Origin of the sequence: Polynucleobacter sp. IMCC 30228, assembly GCF_021395205.1 — a bacterium.
In the GTDB taxonomy this organism is placed as follows: Bacteria; Pseudomonadota; Gammaproteobacteria; order Burkholderiales; family Burkholderiaceae; genus Polynucleobacter.
This window is the reverse complement of sequence record NZ_JAJVCS010000004.1, coordinates 60,376-80,176: the sequence shown is the minus strand read 5'-3', so window position 1 is coordinate 80,176 and position 19,801 is coordinate 60,376. Positions and strand designations below refer to the sequence as shown.

At 42.0% G+C, this 19,801-nt stretch carries 17 protein-coding genes; 3 read left to right on the top strand and 14 right to left on the bottom strand.

Going from position 1 to position 19,801, the window contains the following annotated elements; translation table 11 throughout:
* Position 1: 1 nt before the first annotated feature.
* Genes LZT21_RS08035 through LZT21_RS08020 form a run of 4 tightly spaced genes read right to left on the bottom strand, consistent with a single transcriptional unit; the run spans position 2 to position 3,668 of the window.
* Entirely contained in the window at positions 2–784 is a 783-nt protein-coding gene (locus LZT21_RS08035) for an enoyl-CoA hydratase (protein ID WP_233925360.1), read from the bottom strand.
* A 15-nt stretch (positions 785–799) separates the two neighbouring features.
* Positions 800–1,981 carry a CaiB/BaiF CoA-transferase family protein gene (locus tag LZT21_RS08030; protein WP_233925359.1) on the bottom strand — a complete coding sequence of 394 codons (1,182 nt, stop codon included), beginning with the start codon at positions 1,979–1,981 and terminating at the stop codon, positions 800–802.
* A 2-nt stretch (positions 1,982–1,983) separates the two neighbouring features.
* A complete protein-coding gene (locus tag LZT21_RS08025; RefSeq protein WP_233925358.1) occupies positions 1,984–3,255 on the bottom strand; it encodes an MFS transporter in 1,272 nt (423 codons plus the stop codon).
* 50 nt (positions 3,256–3,305) lie between these two features.
* Positions 3,306–3,668, bottom strand: a complete 363-nt coding sequence (locus LZT21_RS08020) for a hypothetical protein (RefSeq protein ID WP_233925357.1) — start codon at positions 3,666–3,668, stop codon at positions 3,306–3,308.
* 141 nt (positions 3,669–3,809) lie between these two features.
* Between LZT21_RS08020 and LZT21_RS08015 the strand changes: the two genes are divergently transcribed.
* The 3 genes from LZT21_RS08015 to LZT21_RS08005 are packed head-to-tail and all read left to right on the top strand — an operon-like array spanning position 3,810 to position 6,648.
* A complete protein-coding gene (locus LZT21_RS08015) occupies positions 3,810–4,916 on the top strand; it encodes an alpha/beta fold hydrolase (RefSeq protein ID WP_233990193.1) in 1,107 nt (368 codons plus the stop codon).
* Between the two features lie 11 nt (positions 4,917–4,927).
* Positions 4,928–6,130: an ammonium transporter gene (locus tag LZT21_RS08010; RefSeq protein WP_233990191.1), complete on the top strand. Its 1,203-nt coding sequence runs from the start codon at positions 4,928–4,930 to the stop codon at positions 6,128–6,130.
* Between the two features lie 35 nt (positions 6,131–6,165).
* Positions 6,166–6,648, top strand: coding sequence for a cupin domain-containing protein (locus tag LZT21_RS08005; protein ID WP_233925354.1), 483 nt, complete (start codon positions 6,166–6,168; stop codon positions 6,646–6,648).
* On the opposite strand, the gene LZT21_RS08000 is transcribed toward LZT21_RS08005, so the two are convergent.
* The 10 genes from LZT21_RS08000 to LZT21_RS07955 form a co-directional block, all read right to left on the bottom strand.
* Complete coding sequence (locus LZT21_RS08000) at positions 6,645–7,013, bottom strand: nuclear transport factor 2 family protein (protein WP_233990189.1); 369 nt, start codon at positions 7,011–7,013, stop codon at positions 6,645–6,647. The genes LZT21_RS08005 and LZT21_RS08000 overlap by 4 nt on opposite strands.
* A 99-nt stretch (positions 7,014–7,112) precedes the next feature.
* A complete protein-coding gene (locus LZT21_RS07995) occupies positions 7,113–7,700 on the bottom strand; it encodes a nitroreductase (protein ID WP_233925352.1) in 588 nt (195 codons plus the stop codon).
* A gap of 35 nt (positions 7,701–7,735) precedes the next feature.
* Entirely contained in the window at positions 7,736–8,437 is a 702-nt protein-coding gene (gene narI, locus LZT21_RS07990; RefSeq protein WP_233925351.1) for a respiratory nitrate reductase subunit gamma, read from the bottom strand.
* Entirely contained in the window at positions 8,434–9,111 is a 678-nt protein-coding gene (narJ, locus tag LZT21_RS07985; RefSeq protein WP_233990187.1) for a nitrate reductase molybdenum cofactor assembly chaperone, read from the bottom strand. The genes narI and narJ overlap by 4 nt, the downstream gene beginning before the upstream one ends.
* A 10-nt stretch (positions 9,112–9,121) precedes the next feature.
* Complete coding sequence (narH, locus tag LZT21_RS07980) at positions 9,122–10,645, bottom strand: nitrate reductase subunit beta (protein ID WP_233990185.1); 1,524 nt, start codon at positions 10,643–10,645, stop codon at positions 9,122–9,124.
* A 14-nt stretch (positions 10,646–10,659) separates the two neighbouring features.
* Positions 10,660–14,433 (bottom strand): nitrate reductase subunit alpha, encoded by a 3,774-nt coding sequence (locus LZT21_RS07975; RefSeq protein ID WP_233990183.1) that lies wholly within the window; start codon positions 14,431–14,433, stop codon positions 10,660–10,662.
* A gap of 20 nt (positions 14,434–14,453) precedes the next feature.
* On the bottom strand, positions 14,454–15,836 hold the full coding sequence (locus LZT21_RS07970; RefSeq protein WP_233990182.1) for a NarK family nitrate/nitrite MFS transporter: 1,383 nt from the start codon (positions 15,834–15,836) through the stop codon (positions 14,454–14,456).
* Positions 15,837–15,858: 22 nt separating this feature from the next.
* The gene (locus LZT21_RS07965) at positions 15,859–17,124 is read right to left on the bottom strand and encodes a nitrate/nitrite transporter (protein WP_233925346.1); all 1,266 of its coding nucleotides are present in this window, start codon (positions 17,122–17,124) and stop codon (positions 15,859–15,861) included.
* 124 nt (positions 17,125–17,248) lie between these two features.
* Positions 17,249–17,911 (bottom strand): response regulator, encoded by a 663-nt coding sequence (locus tag LZT21_RS07960; RefSeq protein ID WP_233990180.1) that lies wholly within the window; start codon positions 17,909–17,911, stop codon positions 17,249–17,251.
* A gap of 15 nt (positions 17,912–17,926) precedes the next feature.
* A complete protein-coding gene (locus tag LZT21_RS07955; RefSeq protein WP_233990179.1) occupies positions 17,927–19,792 on the bottom strand; it encodes a type IV pili methyl-accepting chemotaxis transducer N-terminal domain-containing protein in 1,866 nt (621 codons plus the stop codon).
* Positions 19,793–19,801: the final 9 nt, after the last annotated feature.

Sequence of the window (19,801 nt, the reverse complement as noted above, 5' to 3'; positions counted from 1 at the left end):
TTTATTTACCTTTAAAAATAGGGGTCCGCTTTTCTGCAAAGGCTTTACGGCCCTCTTTGTAGTCTTCACTAGCAAAGCAGGCATCGACCATTGCCATCGCTTGGGCATGGTCTTGTTGATTTTGCTCAGCTAAGGCCTGCTGAATCGCAAATTTACTTGCCGCAATCGTTAACGGCGCATTTTCTGCGATCCCTTCTGCGTAGGCCAAAACCTCTGCGTCTAAGGTATTTACACTATGGACCTTGGACACAAACCCCATTTGCAATGCGTCGGCAGAATTAAAACGGCGGGCACTAAAGAATATATCGGCAGTGTTAGCCGGCCCCATGATACTAATAAAACGCGCTATTCCTGTTGGGCTATAAGCAAGACCTAAACGGGCGGCAGGCATCCTAAACTGCGCGTCTTCTGCACACAGTCGAATATCGCAAGATGAAGCAAACCCCAAGCCGCCACCAAAGCAATAACCCCGAATACTCGCAACCACGGGTTTCGAACAGGCCATAGGTGCAGCATAGGCTGCTAAGACAGCATTGTTGTATTGCTCCTGAGCCTCAGCTGTACCTCTTAATTTATCAAATTGAGAAATATCTGCCCCTGAAATAAATGCTTTATCCCCATCGCCCGCAACCACTATGACGCCTACAGTTGGATCAGCATCAAAGCTCTGCATCGCAGCGGGTAAATTCGCCCACATCTCGAAGGTCATTGCATTCATTTTTTCTTGGTTAGAAAAAATAATAAAGCCTACTGCACCATTTTTACGAATAATGAGTTCTGCCATAAGTATTTTATTTGCTTAAATAATTGCGTTTTTAGTAAAAGAATCAATTGTTGCACTGTCATAGCCTAACTCAGTCAAGATTTCAGTAGTATGCTGACCACGCAATGGTGAGCTAGCAACAATCTGAGAGGGTGTTCTAGTTAACTTAATCGACTGGTTTAACAGAGCAAGCTCGCCTAGCGTGGGGTGCGTAGCCTTACCGACAGCCTCCAAATGCATTACCTGTGGGTCGCTAAAGACTTGATCCATCGTATAAATAGGGCCGCACGGGATACCTTTTTCTAGAAGTAATTCTACCCATTTAGCGCTAGTTTTATGCATTAAAGTTTTACTTAACTCAGCATTGAGTCTTGCTCTACCAGCAGAACGACCTTTAGCATTTTTAAATTGCTCATCGAGGAGTAAATCATCACGCTCAATCGCGCTAGCAAATTTTTCCCAAACCCCTAAACCAGTGGCGGCGATATTAATAAAGCCATCCTGGGTTTTATAAGCCGATGTTGGCATGAAGGTAGGATGATCATTACCTACTTGCTTGGCTACCTCACCACTCATCGTGTAGCGCGCCGCTTGAAAATCTAATAAGGTTAAACCCGCTTGCAAGAGATTGGCTTGTACCCACTGCCCTTGCCCACTTTCATCCCGTTCAAGTAAGGCAGTCATTACCCCCATTGCTGCCAGCAGGCCAGCAGTTACATCGGTTACAGCGCCGCCTACGCGCATCGGGCCATCTCCTGGGGCTCCTGTCACGGACATTAAGCCAGATAAGCCTTGAGTAATTTGATCAAAACCAGGGCGATTTTTATACGGGCCATCTTCACCATAACCCGAAATACTCGCCAGAATAATTTTGGGATTGATTTTTTTTAATGAGTCGTAATCAATTCCTAAGCGATACTTAACATCTGGTCGATAATTTTCTACGACGACATCGGCAGTTTTTGCTAATTGCTCAAAAATAGCTTTGCCTTCAGGGGTTTTCAAATTTAAAGTAATCGAGCGTTTATTGCGATGTAGATTTTGAAAGTCGGCAGCATCGCGTGGACCAGCATATTCTTCAGGCCCCGGGTTTTCAATCTTCACTACGTCAGCACCAAAATCGGCTAAGTGCCTGACGCATACTGGTCCAGCACGAACGCGGGTTAAATCAAGCACTCGAAAACGGGATAAGGCTTTGGAAGCAACTATTTTGGACATACTTAATGCATCATTTCAAGTGCAGGCTTTTTTCTTATCAGATAAAGGCCGATACAAAAACCCAAAGCCCCTAATGCAGCCACATAATAGGCAGGCGACATCATATTTAAAGGAATTAATAGGCTTATAAAAATTGGAGTGAGTCCACCAAAAATCGCATAAGCCACGTTGTAGGAAAAGGAAAGCCCGGAGAATCGAACGGGTGCAGGAAACGCCATTACCCCAACCGCAGGAATAATGGCGATAACGCCGACAAAAAAACCATTTAAACCATAGAGCAGAAAAATATGTTCAGATGAAATTGCCAACTGTTGGTAAAAAAGAATTGACGTTGCTGCCAGCCCAGTTGAGCCAATCAGCATGACTCGTCCTGCATTGAATTTTCCTGCTAAAGCGCCAAAAACTAAACACCCTGCTGTTAAGCTTAGGGTTGCAAAAATATTAGCCTCAAGTGCGAGTCTAGCGGGCACTTTAAATAAAGTTTGCAACAAGGTTGGTGTCATTAAAATCATCGTCACAATTGCTGCAGATAACATCCAAGTCATTAATGCTGTTAACACAATTGCTGGACGATGCGCACGCAAAACGACCTTTAAAGGTAATTCTTGACGACTTAATTGCTGTTGCATTGCTTGAAATACTGGGGTTTCATGTAACCATTGCCTCAGAAAAACTGCAATAACCCCAAACACGCCACCCAGAATAAAGGGGACACGCCAACCCCCGCTTAAAATTTGCTCTGGTGAATAAAATGTATTGATTAACACGGCTACAACTGCGCCTAATAAAATACCGCCAGTTAATCCAGCTGTTAAAACAGCACATGCGAAACTAACATAGCGAGGGGCCACATGCTCAGCGACAAATACCCATGCCCCCGGAACCTCGCCACCAATCGCTGCGCCTTGCATCATCCGAAATAATAATAAGATAAGCGGCGCTAATATGCCGATATCAGCGTAAGTTGGCATCAGCCCAATGGCCAGAGTGGGAATTGCCATTAAAAATATACTAAGCGTAAACATTTTTTTGCGCCCACGGGTATCGCCAAAGTGCGCCATCACAATACCACCAATGGGACGCACTAAATATCCTGCCGCAAAAATACCAAAGGTTTGTAATTGACGCAACCAGTCGGGCATATTAGCTGGAAAAAATAATGCCCCAATTGAGGTAGCAAAATAAACAAAGATAATGAAGTCATAAAATTCGAGCACACCGCCGAGCGCAGAAAGGCTTAAGATTTTTAATTCAGAACGGCTCAGTGAGCTCATCAATAATATCTTTTATGTGCGTGGCCAATAGGCTATCGAAGATTGATTGATTACTTCTTGAAATTACTAGGCTTACATTGATATTCAGTCGTTTTATTGCCATCGGCAAGATCTTGAACAGTCATCGTGCCTTCTTTTGGATTGATGACGGTAATTGAGTCGCTAGTATTGCTTTTGTAATTGATGGTGTAAATACCGCTCTTTTTGGATATCTGGGCAACACCACCCAAAGCATCAGTTTTACCATTCTTCATCACTAACTCATCGATTTGGTAGACCCATTGGTTTTTTTGATGATGTACTTGAATCAATAAATTGGATGTTGAATTAGCCTCAGCGCAAATTAGCCGAACCCCTTTAGCATGGACACTAAAAGAAAAAAGAATGCCTAATAACAGTATAGATAGCTTCATTTCTAACCCTTTAAAATTAGTGCTTAATTATTGCTTAATTATCACCTAATTAGCCTCAGCAATGGTGACCAGCCTAGCAATTATTGGTAGGTCGCCAATTCCTGTTATAAATACAGCTATATTAGCCTTTGGAGGTGCAGTATGTATTTAAGAGGGTTACAAGTAATCGTCTATGGCATCAGCTTTATGCTGAGCTGTATTTCTTTTGCAACCTTTGCCCATCGCGCCAATGAACCTGAACACCAGATATACCATGAAGGCAATTTGCCCCTTGAAAATGGTGCATTTATTCGGGTTTTTTCCTTAAGCTATACAACCTTTGGTACGCTAAATAAAGATAAAAGTAATGCAATTTTGATGGTTACGGCCATTGGTGGCAATCATCATCGCCTTGATTATTTAATCGGCCCTGGCAAAGCACTGGATCCTGATAAATATTTCATTATTTGTACCGATGCCATTGGCAATGGTCTTACTACTTCGCCATCGAACAGCAAATTACAACCCAATACGAGTTTTCCTGAATTTAATATTCGCGATATGGTGAATTCGCAATACCGTCTGGTGGTCGATCACTTTGGTATTACGAAATTAGTAGCGGTAATTGGCGCATCGATGGGGGGTATGCAAGCCTTGCAATGGGGTGTCTCTTACCCTTATGCCATGCAAGCCATTATTCCCATTGTGCCGCTTGCAAAAACACCAGCCTGGACTACAGGGATTCTAGAAATGCTACGCCAAAGTATTATGAGCGACCCCAATTACCGGAATGGTCAATACGACAAACCACTGGAAGCAGGTATGCGACTGTGGTCTGGTTGGCTTAGCGGCGTGATTGTTCGTACTCCCGCCTACCAAAATCAATTGATTTCCTCGCCGGAAGCAGAAATCGAAGCCCTGCGTAAGATACAAGATGCAGGCTGGAAAAGAATGGATGCCAACGATTGGATTTGGCAATCGCGAGCATACGATCGCCACGATGTTGGTCAAACTGCTGGCTTTAATGGCGACACAGCCGCAGCACTGCGCTCGATTAAAGCCAAAACCCTGATTCTTGCAGGCACTGGCGACTTACTGAACCCAGAAGCAGATGCCCTAAAAACTGCCAAGATCATTCCTAATGCTAAATATATTGCGATTAATGAGCGCTTGCCAATGGGGCACTACTCTGGGGCAGGCGCCACTAAAGATGAAAATGATTTACAAAACCAGGTCATTAAAAGTTTCTTGGCCACCCTTAAACTATAACAATTAGGTCTATGGAAAGTCTAAAGCCAGCTCTCGATGCACTTTTTATTATGTTGGGTGCTGTTATGGTATTAGCCATGCATGCGGGCTTTGCTTTTTTAGAGCTTGGTACAGTACGCGAAAAAAATCAAGTTAATGCCTTAGTCAAAATTTTGATTGATTTTGCGGTCTCAACAATTGCCTATTTTTTTATTGGTTATGGCCTGGCTTATGGTATCGGGTTTTGGGATTCGGCTACCGTCTTAGCGCAAAAAAGTGGTTTTGAGTTAGTTAAATTTTTCTTCTTACTCACCTTTGCTGCCGCAATTCCTGCTATTGTTTCTGGCGGCATTGCCGAGCGCGCTAAATTTAACCCTCAGTTAATTGCTACCTTTATTTTGGTCGGTTTTCTTTACCCCTTTTTCGAAGGCATTGTCTGGAATCAAAACTATGGTATTCAAGCTTGGATTAAAAACCTTACAGGTGAGGAATTCCATGACTTCGCAGGCTCAATTGTGGTTCATGCGGTCGGCGGCTGGATTGCCTTGCCTGCAATTATTTTATTAGGCGCACGTTATGGTCGGTACAACAAAGATGGCAAAGTCTCCGCTCATCCGCCCTCGAGTATTCCATTCCTTGCGCTAGGGGCATGGATTCTAACGGTAGGTTGGTTTGGCTTTAATGTCATGAGCGCACAAACCATTGATAAGATGAGTGGCCTTGTGGCTATGAATTCACTAATGGCCATGGTTGGCGGAACTCTGGCAGCATGGCTGGTTGGTAAGAATGATCCTGGCTTTGCCTATAACGGGCCATTAGCTGGTTTAGTTGCCGTTTGTGCAGGCTCAGATTTAATGCATCCCGTAGGCGCCTTAGTAGTTGGTCTGGTCGCTGGCGCGCTCTTTGTCAAAGTATTTACCTTAGAGCAAAATCGCTGGCGTATTGACGACGTATTAGGGGTGTGGCCGTTACATGGTTTATGTGGACTATGGGGCGGCTTAGCGGCAGGAATCTTTGGGCAGAAATTTTTTGGAGGAATTGGCGGCATATCCTTTTCAGCGCAATTAATTGGCTCGGCCCTTGGTGTTGCAATTGCGCTAGTTGGCGGCTTTATTGTGTATGGCGTGCTAAAGCGTGCGATGGGACTAAAACTCAGCCCCGAAGAAGAACATGCTGGCGCCGATTTAAGTATCCATCAAATTACGTCTACGCCAGGCAAAGAGTCGGTTTGGTAGTCTCAACGAAATTCCCCGTAACCCAGAAAGAAGAAATGAAGCCCTTTTCCAATACACACCATTTACTGAAACACCTGATTACGCTTAGTTTATTTGCCCTGTCTGGACATACCCTAGCCGTCACGCATTTAGGCGGCGATGTACCCTATGAGGATATCAAGGCGACAGTCATTCCTTTAATAGATGCCCCTAAAACGATTTTAGGACAATCATTTAAATATCCCACTGGCACACCCTTAATTAATGCGTACAACATTGAAATACCTGTAGGTAAAAAAACTTCACTTCATAAACATGCTGTCCCGTTATTTATATACGTGGTTTCAGGTGAAGTAATCGTTGACTATGGCAGCAAAGGTAAGCGCACCTTCAAATCTGGCGCGTCATATATTGAGGCGATTGAATGGTGCCATATTGCTCACGCCGTGGGTAATCAACCGGTAAAAATTATTGGTGTGTATATGGGCCAAGAAAAACCAGATCAAATTAAGCCAGAAGTTTGCACCAAACCGAATTAAAGTGTCCTTAAATTCGCGATAGCAATCATCTGCCAAGTGCCTTGATTTTGCTTCCAAACACTAAGGCGCGCAAAAGATTTAGCTGGAAGTCTTTTGCCGTCGATGGTTTCCTCTACTGCCAGCATATTAGTCACGACTAGGCAACCGTCTACCTGAGTTACTTTGAAATCACTTACCGTACACTTGCCAATCTTTTCGTTTTTAATCATTTGAATTTCGGTAGCTCTATCACGTGCTCCATCAGAATGAACTGATTGAAATCCGGGGGCAAACATTGCTTCCACCGCTGGCCAGTTGCAGGCGGTAATTTCAGCTAATAACTGACGATAGAGGCGCTCGCCTTCTGTAGCAATATTAATTTCCATAGTCTCATTACCTTAAGGTAAATTATTAATCATGATGAATAATAACTATAAACTAAAAAATAAATTATTTCTTACGCCAATATGATTTCTTGCGCAAGACTAATTCAGTATTGAGACAAACTCTGTAGGTTGCATTCGTAGTTTTTGTGGCATCGACCGATCCGGTGTGCCAATATTGATAAAACATAAAGGATCTTCATCCACACTAAGGCCAAATAAATCACGAATAGGCTGCATATACATCGACTTACCACTCGTTGGACTGGCTCCAAAGCCCATTGCATGTGCCATTAGAAAGATATTTTGAATAGCACATCCAGCAGAAATAATGCGTTCACTTAAGGGCACTGAATGGTCTGAGCCCCTTGCATTAACGACTAACAGCATCACAAAGGGCGCCCGATGTGCCTTAACCATCGCATCTTGAACTTGTTGGTCGGTGGCTGAAGAGTCTCGATCTAATAGCGATTGAGCAAATGCTTGAGCTAACTCCCCCCTTTTTTCGAGCGGGCATATCACAAAACGCCATGGACGAATTAACCCATGATCTGGCGCAGTTGCCGCCATTGAAAATAGGGTATCTAACTGCCCCTGAGTTGGGCCAGGCTGAAATAAACGTTTTGGCAAAAAGGATTGGCGAGTTGAAATTAGAGTTTGGATTGTTTCGCACAATTGACTATTTACCATTTTTTTATTTCCCGTGATTCATTGCTAAGTATTGACTATTTTCTTCCAATACCCAATCGTCGGCTGCGCACAATTTGGTATGGGCGAAATAAATAGGTGATAGAGGCAAAGCCACTCCAAATATGCACCAGCCGGGTAAATGGAAAGATTAGAAACAGCGTCATACCCAAAAACATATGGAGGCGAAAGATCCAATTAACTCCACTTAATAACTCAACTGCACTACCCTGAAATGTCATAATATGCTGCGCCCAACCAGCCAGCTTCAACATCATCGAACCATCTAAGTGAGCAGCAGATAATGGAATTGTTGCTAACCCAAGTACAAGTTGTACCCATAAAATAAGCAATATTAAAATATCGCTAGGCTTACTAGTAAGCCGAATACGATCATCCATTAAACGCCGATACAATAAAATACTTATACCAACCAATCCAAAGATACCTGCAATACCACCCGTTATCATGGCAACAAGCTGCTTTTCACCAGCAGCAATAAATGACTCATAAAAGAAATGGGGGGTGAGCATCCCAAAGAAGTGCCCAAAGAACAAAAATAACACACCAATATGAAACAACATACTACCTAAACGTAGTTGTTTTTTACGCAATAGCTGGCTTGAATCACTTTTCCAGGTGTATTGATCGCGATCAAAGCGAATTAAACTGCCTAAAAAAAATATCGTTAGGCATATATAGGGATAAATTCCAAAAATAAATAACTCTAAATAGTTCATATTTGAACTCCTTGTTTATCTTTAGCATGCTGAATAAAATGAAGTGGCTGTTCATCGCCTGGCTTACCTTGACCTTGAGTAGTGCATCCCCCAAATGCAGGAGGTTCTGCCCAAGTCTCGTCAATTGATTCTTCTTTAAGCTTTAGAGCAAGAATTTTTACTTTCTCTCTAGAATATTCAATTGCAGCAGCGACAACCCATGCATACCTACTTTGGCGGGCTACTAATGCACTATAAATTGCGTTCAAAACATGCGCCATTTCTGCGATAAATTGCCTTGACTGAGCTAGTCTTAAAGTGGAAGCAAACTCAAGCACAATTGATAATTGATCTGGTAGTTCGTTGGTTGCAAGTATCAAACCACCCGCTTTATAGGTCTGTAATAAATCAACCATCGCTTGACCACGTTCACGTGAGTCGCCATGCACATGCTCAAATAAATGTAAGGAGGTAGCCCTTCCCCGATCAAAATACTCTACATATTCCTCCTGCAGAACATAAAGATCGGTAGAGTGTAAATATTGTATTAATTCATTTAATCCAATTCCTACAGACTTGCTTATTTTTGGCAAGGCCATAACAATAGGCTTCATTTCTAATAAATTTTCCCGAAGTTCGACATCGGGATATTGAATTAATCTAGATAATGCGCGTAGTGGTAATGAATCTTTCATCCGTATCCCCTTAAGCACTTAGGTTTATTGGAATCGTGCGGCGCTTAGTTCCACCAAAGAGGCTAGCTTCTGAATCTCCATCTGAACAGCCGTTGCCGAATGTAAACCCGCAACTTCCTTTCATCTCAAATGTGTTTTCTGCATATTCACGATGCGTAGTTGGAATCACGAATCGATCTTCGTAGTTTGCAATTGCCATAATTTGATACATATCTTCAACTTGACTAGCAGAAATTCCGGCTTGATTTAAAGCAGCATGATTTTCAGTGCCATTGACATGTTTATCTCGTTGCCAAGCTCGCATTGCAAGCATTTTTTCTAATGCAGCAACTACTGGAGCCTCGTCTCCCGCCGTTAACATATTTGCCAAATATTGAATTGGAATGCGTAATTGCCTAACATCGGGAATATGGCCATTCACACCAACATATCCGGCCTCAACTGCGCCAGTAATCGGAGAAAGTGGTGGCACATACCAAACCATGGGTAGGGTTCTGTATTCAGGGTGCAGCGGCAATGCAATTTTCCAGTCCATGGCCATTTTATAGACTGGACTTTTCTTAGCGGCATCTAACCAATTTTGCGGCACACCATCTTGTAAAGCTTGCCTTTGCACTACTGGATCATGTGGATCCAGAAAAATCTTTAATTGGGCTTCATATAAATTCTGTTCACTCTCAACGCTGGCAGCATGTTCAATTTGATCAGCATCGTATAACATGACGCCCAAATATCGAATTCTGCCTACACAAGTTTCTGAGCATACGGTAGGCTGTCCGGACTCGATGCGTGGGTAGCAAAAAATACACTTTTCAGCCTTACTACTCTTCCAGTTATAGTAAATCTTTTTATAAGGGCAGGCTGAAACACACATCCGCCAGCCGCGACACTTGTCTTGATCAATTAAGACGATGCCGTCTTCTTCGCGCTTATAAATTGACCCTGACGGACATGAGGCTACACAGGCAGGGTTCAAGCAATGTTCACATAATCTTGGCATATACATCATGAAGGTATTTTCAAATTGCCCATAGACATCTTTTTGCATCTGATCAAAGTTGGTATCTTTACTCCGTTTAGAAAATTCACCACCTAAAATTTCCTCCCAGTTGGGTCCCCACTCAATTTTTTCCATTCGCTTCCCAGTAATTAAGCTTTTAGGCCGCGCAGTTGGGGTTGCCTTAGACTCTGGAGCATTTTGTAAGTGCTCGTAATCAAAGGTAAAAGGTTCGTAGTAATCATCAATTTCAGGTAAATTAGGATTGCCAAATAAATTCATCCAAATTTTTGATCGACCGCCTTGCTTGGGCTCAAGCTTGCCATTGCTTTTCCGAGTCCAGCCGCCCTTCCACTTTTCTTGGTTTTCCCAATTTTTAGGATAACCAATACCAGGCTTCGTTTCTACGTTATTAAACCAAGCGTATTCCATGCCCGGACGATTAGTCCAGACTTGTTTACAGGTTACTGAGCAAGTATGGCAACCAATGCATTTATCAAGGTTTAATACCATGCCAATTTGCGCTCGAATTTTCATTTTAATTTTCCTTGTTACGCTTGTATAGCGTTCCTATTTTCACTATCTAGCCAATCAATCTTGCGCATTTTTCGAATGGTGACAAATTCATCGCGATTAGTGCCTATGGTGCCGTAATAATTAAAGCCGTAACTGTATTGCGCATAACCCCCAATCATGTGGGTTGGCTTTAATACAATACGGGTTACCGAGTTATGAATACCACCACGCAAACCCGTAATTTCGGAGCCAGGTGTATTTATTATTTTTTCTTGGGCGTGGTACATCATCACCATTCCAGGATTAACGCGTTGACTAACTACTGCGCGCGCAGCTATAGCGCCATTAGTGTTATAAAGTTCTACCCAATCGTTATCTACAATTCCTGCATCACCCGCATCATCTTCACTGAGCCATACCACTGGGCCCCCGCGGTTTAAGGTCAACATCATCAAGTTATCGCTATAAGTAGAATGGATTCCCCATTTTTGATGTGGCGTAATGAAATTCAGGACAATTTCTTTATTGCCATTAGGTTTAATCCCTTTAATGCCATTAATTGTTTTTAAATCAACTGGGGGTCTATACGACACTAAACCCTCCCCAAATGCCCGCATCCATTTGTGATCTTGATAAAACTGTTGCCGGCCACTTAAGGTTCGCCATGGAATATATTCATGCACGTTGGTGTATCCAGCGTTGTAAGAAACTTTTTCACTTTCTAGGCCTGACCATGTTGGTGAACTAATAATTTTTCTAGGTTGCGCTTGAATATCTCTAAAGCGAATTTTTTCATCTTCACGATGTAAGGCTAAATGCGCATGCTCAAGACCAGTTATTTTCGATAAGGCATTCCAGGCCTTTACAGCTACATGACCATTAGTTTCTGGGGCTAGCATTAATACTACTTCTGCTGCGTCTATATCAGTATTAATGTTAGCCATCCCCTTCATGGCTCCATCTTTAACACGTCCATTTAAATCACGTAGCTGCTCAACCTCATCTTTGGTGTCCCATGCAATACCTTTACCCCCATTCCCTACTTTATCCATTAGCGGCCCTAAAGCCGTGAACAGCTGATAAGTATTAGGATAATCTCGCTCGACTAGAGTAATTTGAGGTGCAGTTTTACCAGGAATAAGCTCGCATTCGCCTTTTTTCCAATCATGCACATCAAACGCTTGAGCAAGCTCGGCAGGCGTATCGTGCATTAATGGTGTTAATACAATATCCTTTTCTACGCCTAAATGACCAACACAAACTTCGGAAAATTTCTTAGCAAATCCTTTATAAATATCCCAATCACTTCGAGCTTCCCACGCTGGATCTACTGCGGTTGATAAAGGGTGAATAAAAGGGTGCATATCGCTGGTGTTTAAATCATTCTTTTCATACCAAGTTGCAGTAGGTAAAACAATGTCAGAATATAAGCAGGTTGTACTCATTCGAAAATCTAATGTAACCAATAAATCTAATTTTCCTTCGGGTGCTTGCTCATGCCAAGCTACCTCAGAAGGTCTAGCCTCATCGACACCCAAGTCTTTGCCCTGAACTCCATGAGACGTACCCAGTAAGTGCTTGAGAAAATATTCATGGCCTTTACCAGAAGACCCCAGTAAGTTTGAGCGCCAGACAAACATGTTTCGCGGCCAATTATTGGGATGATCAGGGTCCTCACAGCTCATTTTTAATGAGCCAGTCTGCAAATTCTTTACCACATATTCTTTGGGATCAATTCCTGCAGCGAGAGCATCTCTCGCAACATCTAATGGATTTGTTTTTAACTGTGGCGCTGAGGGTAACCAGCCCATTCTCTCAGCACGAACGTTGTAATCAATCATGCTGCCTTGATAGTCAGCTTTATTAGCTAAGGGTGAAAGAATTTCTTCCATCCCTAGCTTTTCATAACGCCATTGATCAGTATGTGCATAAAAAAAACTGGTTGAATTTTGTTGACGCGGAGGACGAATCCAATCTAAAGCAAAAGCCAAAGGAGTCCATCCTGTTTGCGGGCGCAACTTTTCTTGACCTACATAATGTGCCCATCCTCCGCCGCTTTGTCCTATACAGCCGCACATCATTAGCATATTTATAATGCCGCGATAATTCATATCGCAGTGATACCAGTGATTCATTGCGGCGCCAATAATCACCATTGACTTACCTTGCGTTTTTTCGGCGTTTTCAGCAAACTGGCGAGCAACGGCAATTACTTGCTCCTGTTTGACTCCAGTAATTAATTCTTGCCAGGCGGGCGTATAGGGCACATTGTCCTCGTATGATTTTGCGCATTCGCCGCCTAGGCCTCGATTAATTCCATAATTTCCGGCCAATAAATCAAAGACTGTGGCAACATAAACTTCTTTTTTATTATCTACTTCACCTAAGCTAATTTTTTTTGCAGGTATATTGCGAACCAATACATCGGTTTGTTTATTAACATCAAAGTGAGGCGTAACAATTCCACCAAAATAGGGAAATCCAACTGGCACAATCTCATGTAACAACTGATCTTCCATGAGAGACAGTTTTAATTTGATTTCTCGGTCATATTGCGCTTCTTTTGATTCTAAATTCCACTTGCCTAAATCTTTGCGCCCGTCGGGACCCCATCTAAAGCCAATCGATCCATTAGGCACTACTGGTTTACCACCGATATCAAATGCTACTGTTTTCCAATCAGCGCCATTGGTCTGCCCCAACTTGCCCTCAAAATCACTCGAACGAACATAACGGCCAGGGACAAGGATCGTCCTGCCATCCTCAATGACCTTTTCTTCTAGCATGACTAACATTGGCATATCGGTATAACGACGCACGTAATCGTCAAAATACGCAGTCCGTTTAATAAAATAAAACTCTTTAAGAATGACGTGCCCCATTGCCATAGCGATAGCAGCATCGGTGCCTTGCTTCGGATGCATCCAAATATCAGCTAACTTTGAAACTTCTGCGTAGTCTGGTGTGATGGCTACAGTTTTGGCACCTTTGTATCGAACTTCGGTAAAAAAATGTGCGTCAGGTGTGCGCGTTTGCGGTACGTTTGATCCCCAAGCGATAATGAAAGTTGAGTTATACCAATCGGCTGACTCAGGAACATCAGTTTGCTCTCCCCACACCTGAGGGCTAGCAGGCGGTAAATCACAATACCAATCATAGAAGCTCATACAAACACCGCCAATTAGACTCAGGTATCTCGAGCCTGCGGCGTAACTTACCATTGACATTGCAGGGATGGGTGAAAAGCCAATAATACGATCTGGGCCATACTGCTTAATGGTGTAAATATTTGCTGCCACTATTATTTCATTTACTTCATCCCATGAGGCCCTTACAAATCCACCCATTCCACGTTGTGCCTGCCACTCCTTACGTTTTTCTTGGTTTTCTACTAAATTGGCCCACGCATCAACAGGACTTTTGACAATTGATTTTGCTTCTCGCCATTGTTTAAGCAAGCGTCCTCGTATCATTGGATACTTCACTCGATTTGCGCTATACATGTACCAGCTATAACTAGCCCCCCGTGCGCACCCTCGTGGCTCATGATTGGGTAAATCAGGCCGAGTTCTTGGGTAATCTGTCTGTTGGGTTTCCCAAGTAACTATTCCACCCTTTACATAAATCTTCCACGAACAAGATCCAGTGCAATTAGTGCCATGGGTCGAACGTACAATCTTATCGTGCTGCCAGCGAGAACGATAGGCATCTTCCCAAGTGCGGTCTTCTGCAACTGTTTTACCGTGACCATTCGAAAATTTCTCAGAATCAGCAGTTAAAAATTTCAGGCGATCTAGAAAGTGGCTCATATTTATCCTTTAATGAATTCTTAACAAGGCATTGGGGCATTTTTACGGCTGTAATACCGCCAAGTGATCACAGTGCATGTAACATAAAAAACAATAAATGCATATAAAGCGGCCTCTGGACCGCCCGTTGCGGCGATTGATGAGCCATAACTTTTGGGTATAAAGAAACCACCATAAGCACCAACTGCGGAACTAAATCCCAGCACAGCTGCAGCCTCCTTATTAGCATCACGAATTGCCTGATCCTGTCCTGACTGTTTTTGGCTCGCTTCCCGTTGACGTTCAGTGAGAAAAATAACGGGAATCATACGAAAGGTAGAGCCATTACCAATACCGGAGGTAGCAAATAAAGTCATAAAAGCAATTAAAAAACCGAAGAAATTTCCACCTGTTCCATGGCTAGGTAAATAATTTAAAACAGCAAATACACCCCCACTCATGGCAATAAAATTCCAAAAAGTGACTCTGGCTCCCCCTAACTTGTCAGATAACCATCCGCCAATAGGTCTAGCTAGCGCACCAACTAAGGGGCCTAACCAGGCATAGCTCAAAGCATTTACCCCAGGAAATTGACTTTTAATAAGCAGGGGGAACCCGGCAGAATAGCCAATAAAAGATCCAAATGTGCCTAGATACAGCCAGCACATTAGCCAATTATGTTTACGTTTAAAAATTACTGCCTGATCTGCGAAAGATGCCTTTGCTTCAGCTAAATCATTCATGCCAAACCAAGCAGCAATAGATGCTGCAGCTATAAAAGGTAACCAAATAAATCCCGCATTTTGCAACCAAAGCAAAGAAGTATTGCCTGCCTTAATCACTGTTTGAGGTTCGCCACCAAATACTCCAAATATCCCTGTGGTAATGACCAACGGTACAACTAATTGCACAATTGATACACCCAAATTACCTAATCCAGCGTTTAATCCTAGGGCCGTCCCTTTTTGTGCCTTCGGATAAAAAAAGCTAATGTTTGCCATAGATGATGCAAAATTACCGCCTCCAAATCCACACAACAATGCGAGCAAGATAAATATTTCATATGGCGTAGCAGTATTTTGGACTGCCAAACCAATCCCAGTTGCTGGAATTAATAATGAAGCCGTAGAAATTGCCGTCCAACGACGACCGCCAAAAATAGGTACTGCAAAAGAATAAAAAATACGCAGGGTTGCACCACAAAGCGCAGGTAAAGAAGCGAGCCAAAATAATTGATTAGTGGAGAATTTAAAGCCTACGTTTGGTAAATTCACTACTACTACAGACCAAACCATCCAAACTGAAAATGCTAAGGTTAATGCCGGAATTGAAATTAATAAATTTCGTTTTGCTATAGCCTTACCGATTCCATCCCAAAATTGTTTATTTTCAGGATCCCAGCGGGTGATGACAGTAGAAGACATATAAGTCGCCTTTAATAGTAAATTATTGAATTGCAGATGGAATGGCCTTACCACCCATTAGTTCAGAACGACGGACTTCAGTGAAATACATCCAAATGAGTGATACCCATACCACTCCATACATCAACATAAATGCACTCGACCGAATACCGGTGATATCTAATAATGCTCCAAATAAGATAGGCAATACAAAACCCCCTAGCCCCCCTGCTAAGCCAACAATTCCTGAAATGGTGCCAATATTATTTGGGTAGTCGTCGCCAATATATTTAAAGACACTCGCCTTGCCAAATGCCCAAGCAATTCCTAAAATAAACATCAGCGCAGTAAATAAATAAATATTTAAACCAATATGAAAGGTTTCTGGTCCATTAATTGTTTGAATGATGAATTCAGTTGGAGGATAGGAAAGCAAGAAAAGGCATATCCAACTAACCCACATTACCCACCAAGTTATTTGGTGGGCACCATACTTATCTGCAAACCATCCGCCAATTGCGCGTAAAACTCCACCTGGTAATGAAAAACATGCAGCCAATAGCGCTGCTGTACGTATTTCTAGGCCAAACTCGCCTACGTAATACTGAACCATCCATAAACTAAGGCCTACATAGCCGCCAAAAACAATGCTGTAATACTGGCAATAGCGCAATACTTTGGGATCTTTTAATGCCTTGAGTTGCTCTTTAAATGAGGTATTAGTACTCACTAGATGCGTGGAATCACTATAACTAATAAACCAAAATAATATGGCGGCACCAAGCATGACAGCCGCGTAAACTTGTGGCACAACTGACCAACCAAAAGCAACTACCAATGCAGGTGCTAGAAATTTATTTACTGCCGCGCCAGAATTTCCAGCGCCAAAAACACCCATGGCAAAACCTTGGCGATTATTTGGGAACCATCTCGCTACATAGGGAGTGCCTACTGAGAAAGATCCACCTGCCAAACCGACAAATAGTCCGATCATTAAGAAATGCCAATATTGCGTTGCATATGACATCAGCCAGATTGGAATTACGCAAGCTAACATTAAAGAAAGCATGACTATTCTTCCCCCATAGCGATCAGTCCATATCCCTAAAGGCACACGAACCAAAGAACCCGTTAAGATCGGCATTGCAGTAAGAAGGCCAAATTGAGTAGAGCTTAAATTCAGTGTTTTCTTAATAGGAATGCCAATTACGCCAAACATCATCCAGACCATGAAGCACACCGTAAAGGCAAAGGTGCTAATAATTAGAACTGAATATGCTTTAGAATTTGTTTGAGTAATGGCACTCATGAAAATCTCCCTTTTCATGAGTCATTATCAAAACTAAATTGCTCTAGGAATATCCCCCAAAAGGATATTTAAGAATAGCAAAGGAACTAGACTTTTCATCTTTACTAGTCCTTTAGGGCTACTTCTAAGGGCAGAGCCTCTCGACGTTTGCAAATACGGCTACCTGCACTCGGGAGGAAAGATTTAATTTACGCAAGACATGCTGCACATGAATCTTAACAGTAGTATCAGCAATACCAAGTTCACGAGCAATTACTTTATTACTCGATCCCTTGGCAATTTGACAAACGATTTGCAACTCTCGAGGTGAAAGACTGGCAGCCAAGGCGCCACTAGTATTTTTATCTAAATTATTTTTTTTACTAAATTTAAATGCAGTAACTAATTTATGGGTCATTTCCTGACTAATAACAGACTCACCATTAAATGCTTTTCGTATTCCAATAAGTAAATCATCTTTTTCGCTCGTCTTTAGCAAATAGCCTTGGGCACCATTTTGTAAAGCCTGAATTAAATCAGACTCATCTTCGCTCACTGTAAGCATAATGACCGTGACATCAGGAGCAGCGCGAAAAATATCCGGCAAAGATTGAATGCCGCTAGCACCAGGCAAGTGATTATCAAGCAAAACCACATCGGGATGCAAGGCCTCACAAATTCGCAAAGCTCCAACTGCATCACCTGCCTCACCAATTACATCGAAATCAGGAGCTTGAGCAAGTAAAGAAATTAACCCCCTTCTAAAAAGAGTATGGTCATCAACTACAAGTATGCTAATTTTTTCCAATTAATTATTATTTAATTAAGCACTCATTGAAGCCAAGTTAGGTAAACGTAAAAAAACCCTCGAGCCGCCATTTGGAGAAGAAGAAATAGTTACTTCGGCATTAATTTTACTGGCCCGTTCTCTCATGATACTCATCCCTACATGGGTACTATCCAATTTATCTAAATCAATTAAAAAACCAATACCATCATCTATAACTTCAAAAGACCAAATCGGATTTTGCCTTACCGTTAGGGTAACAGTTTCCGCTTTAGCATGCTTTCTAATGTTGGATAAAGCCTCTTGAATAATATGTAGCACTTGAATTTGCACATCAGGCGCCAAGGGTAATCCCTGACCATACATTTTAAGGTTTACTTGAATGCCAAATTGGTGCTCAAATTTTTGCAACGTAGTCTTAATAGCCGATTCAATATCTTCAACATTTGTTCTAGTTCTATAGTGCAATAAAAGTTCGCGCACATCACTATAACTTTCCCTCAAACCCTCATCTAGTTCATTCAAAATTGCTTTGACATTTGGCATTTGCAATGTTGATATTTCATCGCGTAATAGACTAGCTTGAATTTTTAAAAATGCTAATGATTGTGCAATCGAATCATGAAGCTCTCTAGCTAAGAGACTACGTTCATCAGAAATGGCAGCCTCCTTCTCTAAGGCCTTGATTCGAAGAGCTTCCATTGCCCCAGCCAAATGATTGGCCAGCGTTTCAAGTAAAGCATATTGCTCATGATCAATAATGCATGATTCAGCATAAAATAAATCAATTTCCCCCAATAACTTTTGCTGAAAAAGTATAGGCACAGTAATAAGAGATTGAAAGCCTGCTTTAACGCAAAATCGATCCCTCTCCTCGTTCAGGTTAAATTTAATTACCTTAATATCTTGTATACCTGTAGAGTTTCCACAGTGGCATTCACCTGCATTCATGCACTGCTCACCAGCCAAAATTGAATCCGGTAAATTTGTTCCAGATAATAAAAAATAACGCTTATTAGCTTCATCGGTCCACCGAATAGCAATTGCTGCTGCATGACTAATTAATGACACACGATCAGCAAAACCTTTTGCCAGATTCTCTAAATTATTTTCACTCGAAACGAAAGAACTTAAATCATATATGGCAGCTAATCTTTCTTGGCGTTCTTGCAAGTGCATAGTTTTCTCGCGTACTTTTGCTTCCAGGCTTTCATATAGATCATTTAAATTTTCAGTCATGGCATTAAAACCTTTAGCCAAATCTCCAAATTCATCCTGGGCATCAATTTGTACATGGGTTTTTAATTTGCCTGACCTAACTTCATCAAACCCAATGCGTAACTTAGCTACAGGATCTAAAATAACAGAATAGCCAACATACATTATGACTAGAGTTGCCATCAAAGAAATGGCTAACATCCCAAATTGAAATAAATGCAATAGCCCAGTCCAGTAATCAACCTCTCCCTCGATCAGGCCTACAAAGCGATCAATGCTAAAGATAAAGCGATCAATATTCTGGACGGAAAGTACATTGGCCTGCTGTAAAGCAAGGCCATGTTTAATATCATTCCATTGTGCTTGAATATTTAAAAAAACTGCCGTATTTGCCTGATTCCAAGGTACGAATAAAGGCCTAGATGGGTCTCCCAACCTCAACACTTGCATGCTATCGTCAAATTTTTGCTCTAGTTGCGCCGCTAGCTTTGACTCATTTTCATTAATTAAGAGAGTTAGCTGATAAGTTTGCATTCGCATTCTACCTGCCTCATTTATTGCCGCTGCCCCACCTTCAAGCTTCCAAGTTACCCACAAAGTAAAGCTAATAGATATCATTGCTAGCACTAAGAGTGCTGTGCCAATAATGACTAATTTATGTTTGAGGGTAAATTCGTTTTGCATTTTTAATTA

Coding starts and splice junctions, on each gene's coding strand:
- LZT21_RS08035 (WP_233925360.1), bottom strand. CDS start 784: ATGGCAGAACTCATTATTCGTAAAAATGGTGCAGTAGGCTTTATTATT.
- LZT21_RS08030 (WP_233925359.1), bottom strand. CDS start 1,981: ATGTCCAAAATAGTTGCTTCCAAAGCCTTATCCCGTTTTCGAGTGCTT.
- LZT21_RS08025 (WP_233925358.1), bottom strand. CDS start 3,255: ATGAGCTCACTGAGCCGTTCTGAATTAAAAATCTTAAGCCTTTCTGCG.
- LZT21_RS08020 (WP_233925357.1), bottom strand. CDS start 3,668: ATGAAGCTATCTATACTGTTATTAGGCATTCTTTTTTCTTTTAGTGTC.
- LZT21_RS08015 (WP_233990193.1), top strand. CDS start 3,810: ATGTATTTAAGAGGGTTACAAGTAATCGTCTATGGCATCAGCTTTATG.
- LZT21_RS08010 (WP_233990191.1), top strand. CDS start 4,928: ATGGAAAGTCTAAAGCCAGCTCTCGATGCACTTTTTATTATGTTGGGT.
- LZT21_RS08005 (WP_233925354.1), top strand. CDS start 6,166: ATGAAGCCCTTTTCCAATACACACCATTTACTGAAACACCTGATTACG.
- LZT21_RS08000 (WP_233990189.1), bottom strand. CDS start 7,013: ATGGAAATTAATATTGCTACAGAAGGCGAGCGCCTCTATCGTCAGTTA.
- LZT21_RS07995 (WP_233925352.1), bottom strand. CDS start 7,700: ATGGTAAATAGTCAATTGTGCGAAACAATCCAAACTCTAATTTCAACT.
- narI (WP_233925351.1), bottom strand. CDS start 8,437: ATGAACTATTTAGAGTTATTTATTTTTGGAATTTATCCCTATATATGC.
- narJ (WP_233990187.1), bottom strand. CDS start 9,111: ATGAAAGATTCATTACCACTACGCGCATTATCTAGATTAATTCAATAT.
- narH (WP_233990185.1), bottom strand. CDS start 10,645: ATGAAAATTCGAGCGCAAATTGGCATGGTATTAAACCTTGATAAATGC.
- LZT21_RS07975 (WP_233990183.1), bottom strand. CDS start 14,433: ATGAGCCACTTTCTAGATCGCCTGAAATTTTTAACTGCTGATTCTGAG.
- LZT21_RS07970 (WP_233990182.1), bottom strand. CDS start 15,836: ATGTCTTCTACTGTCATCACCCGCTGGGATCCTGAAAATAAACAATTT.
- LZT21_RS07965 (WP_233925346.1), bottom strand. CDS start 17,124: ATGAGTGCCATTACTCAAACAAATTCTAAAGCATATTCAGTTCTAATT.
- LZT21_RS07955 (WP_233990179.1), bottom strand. CDS start 19,792: ATGCAAAACGAATTTACCCTCAAACATAAATTAGTCATTATTGGCACA.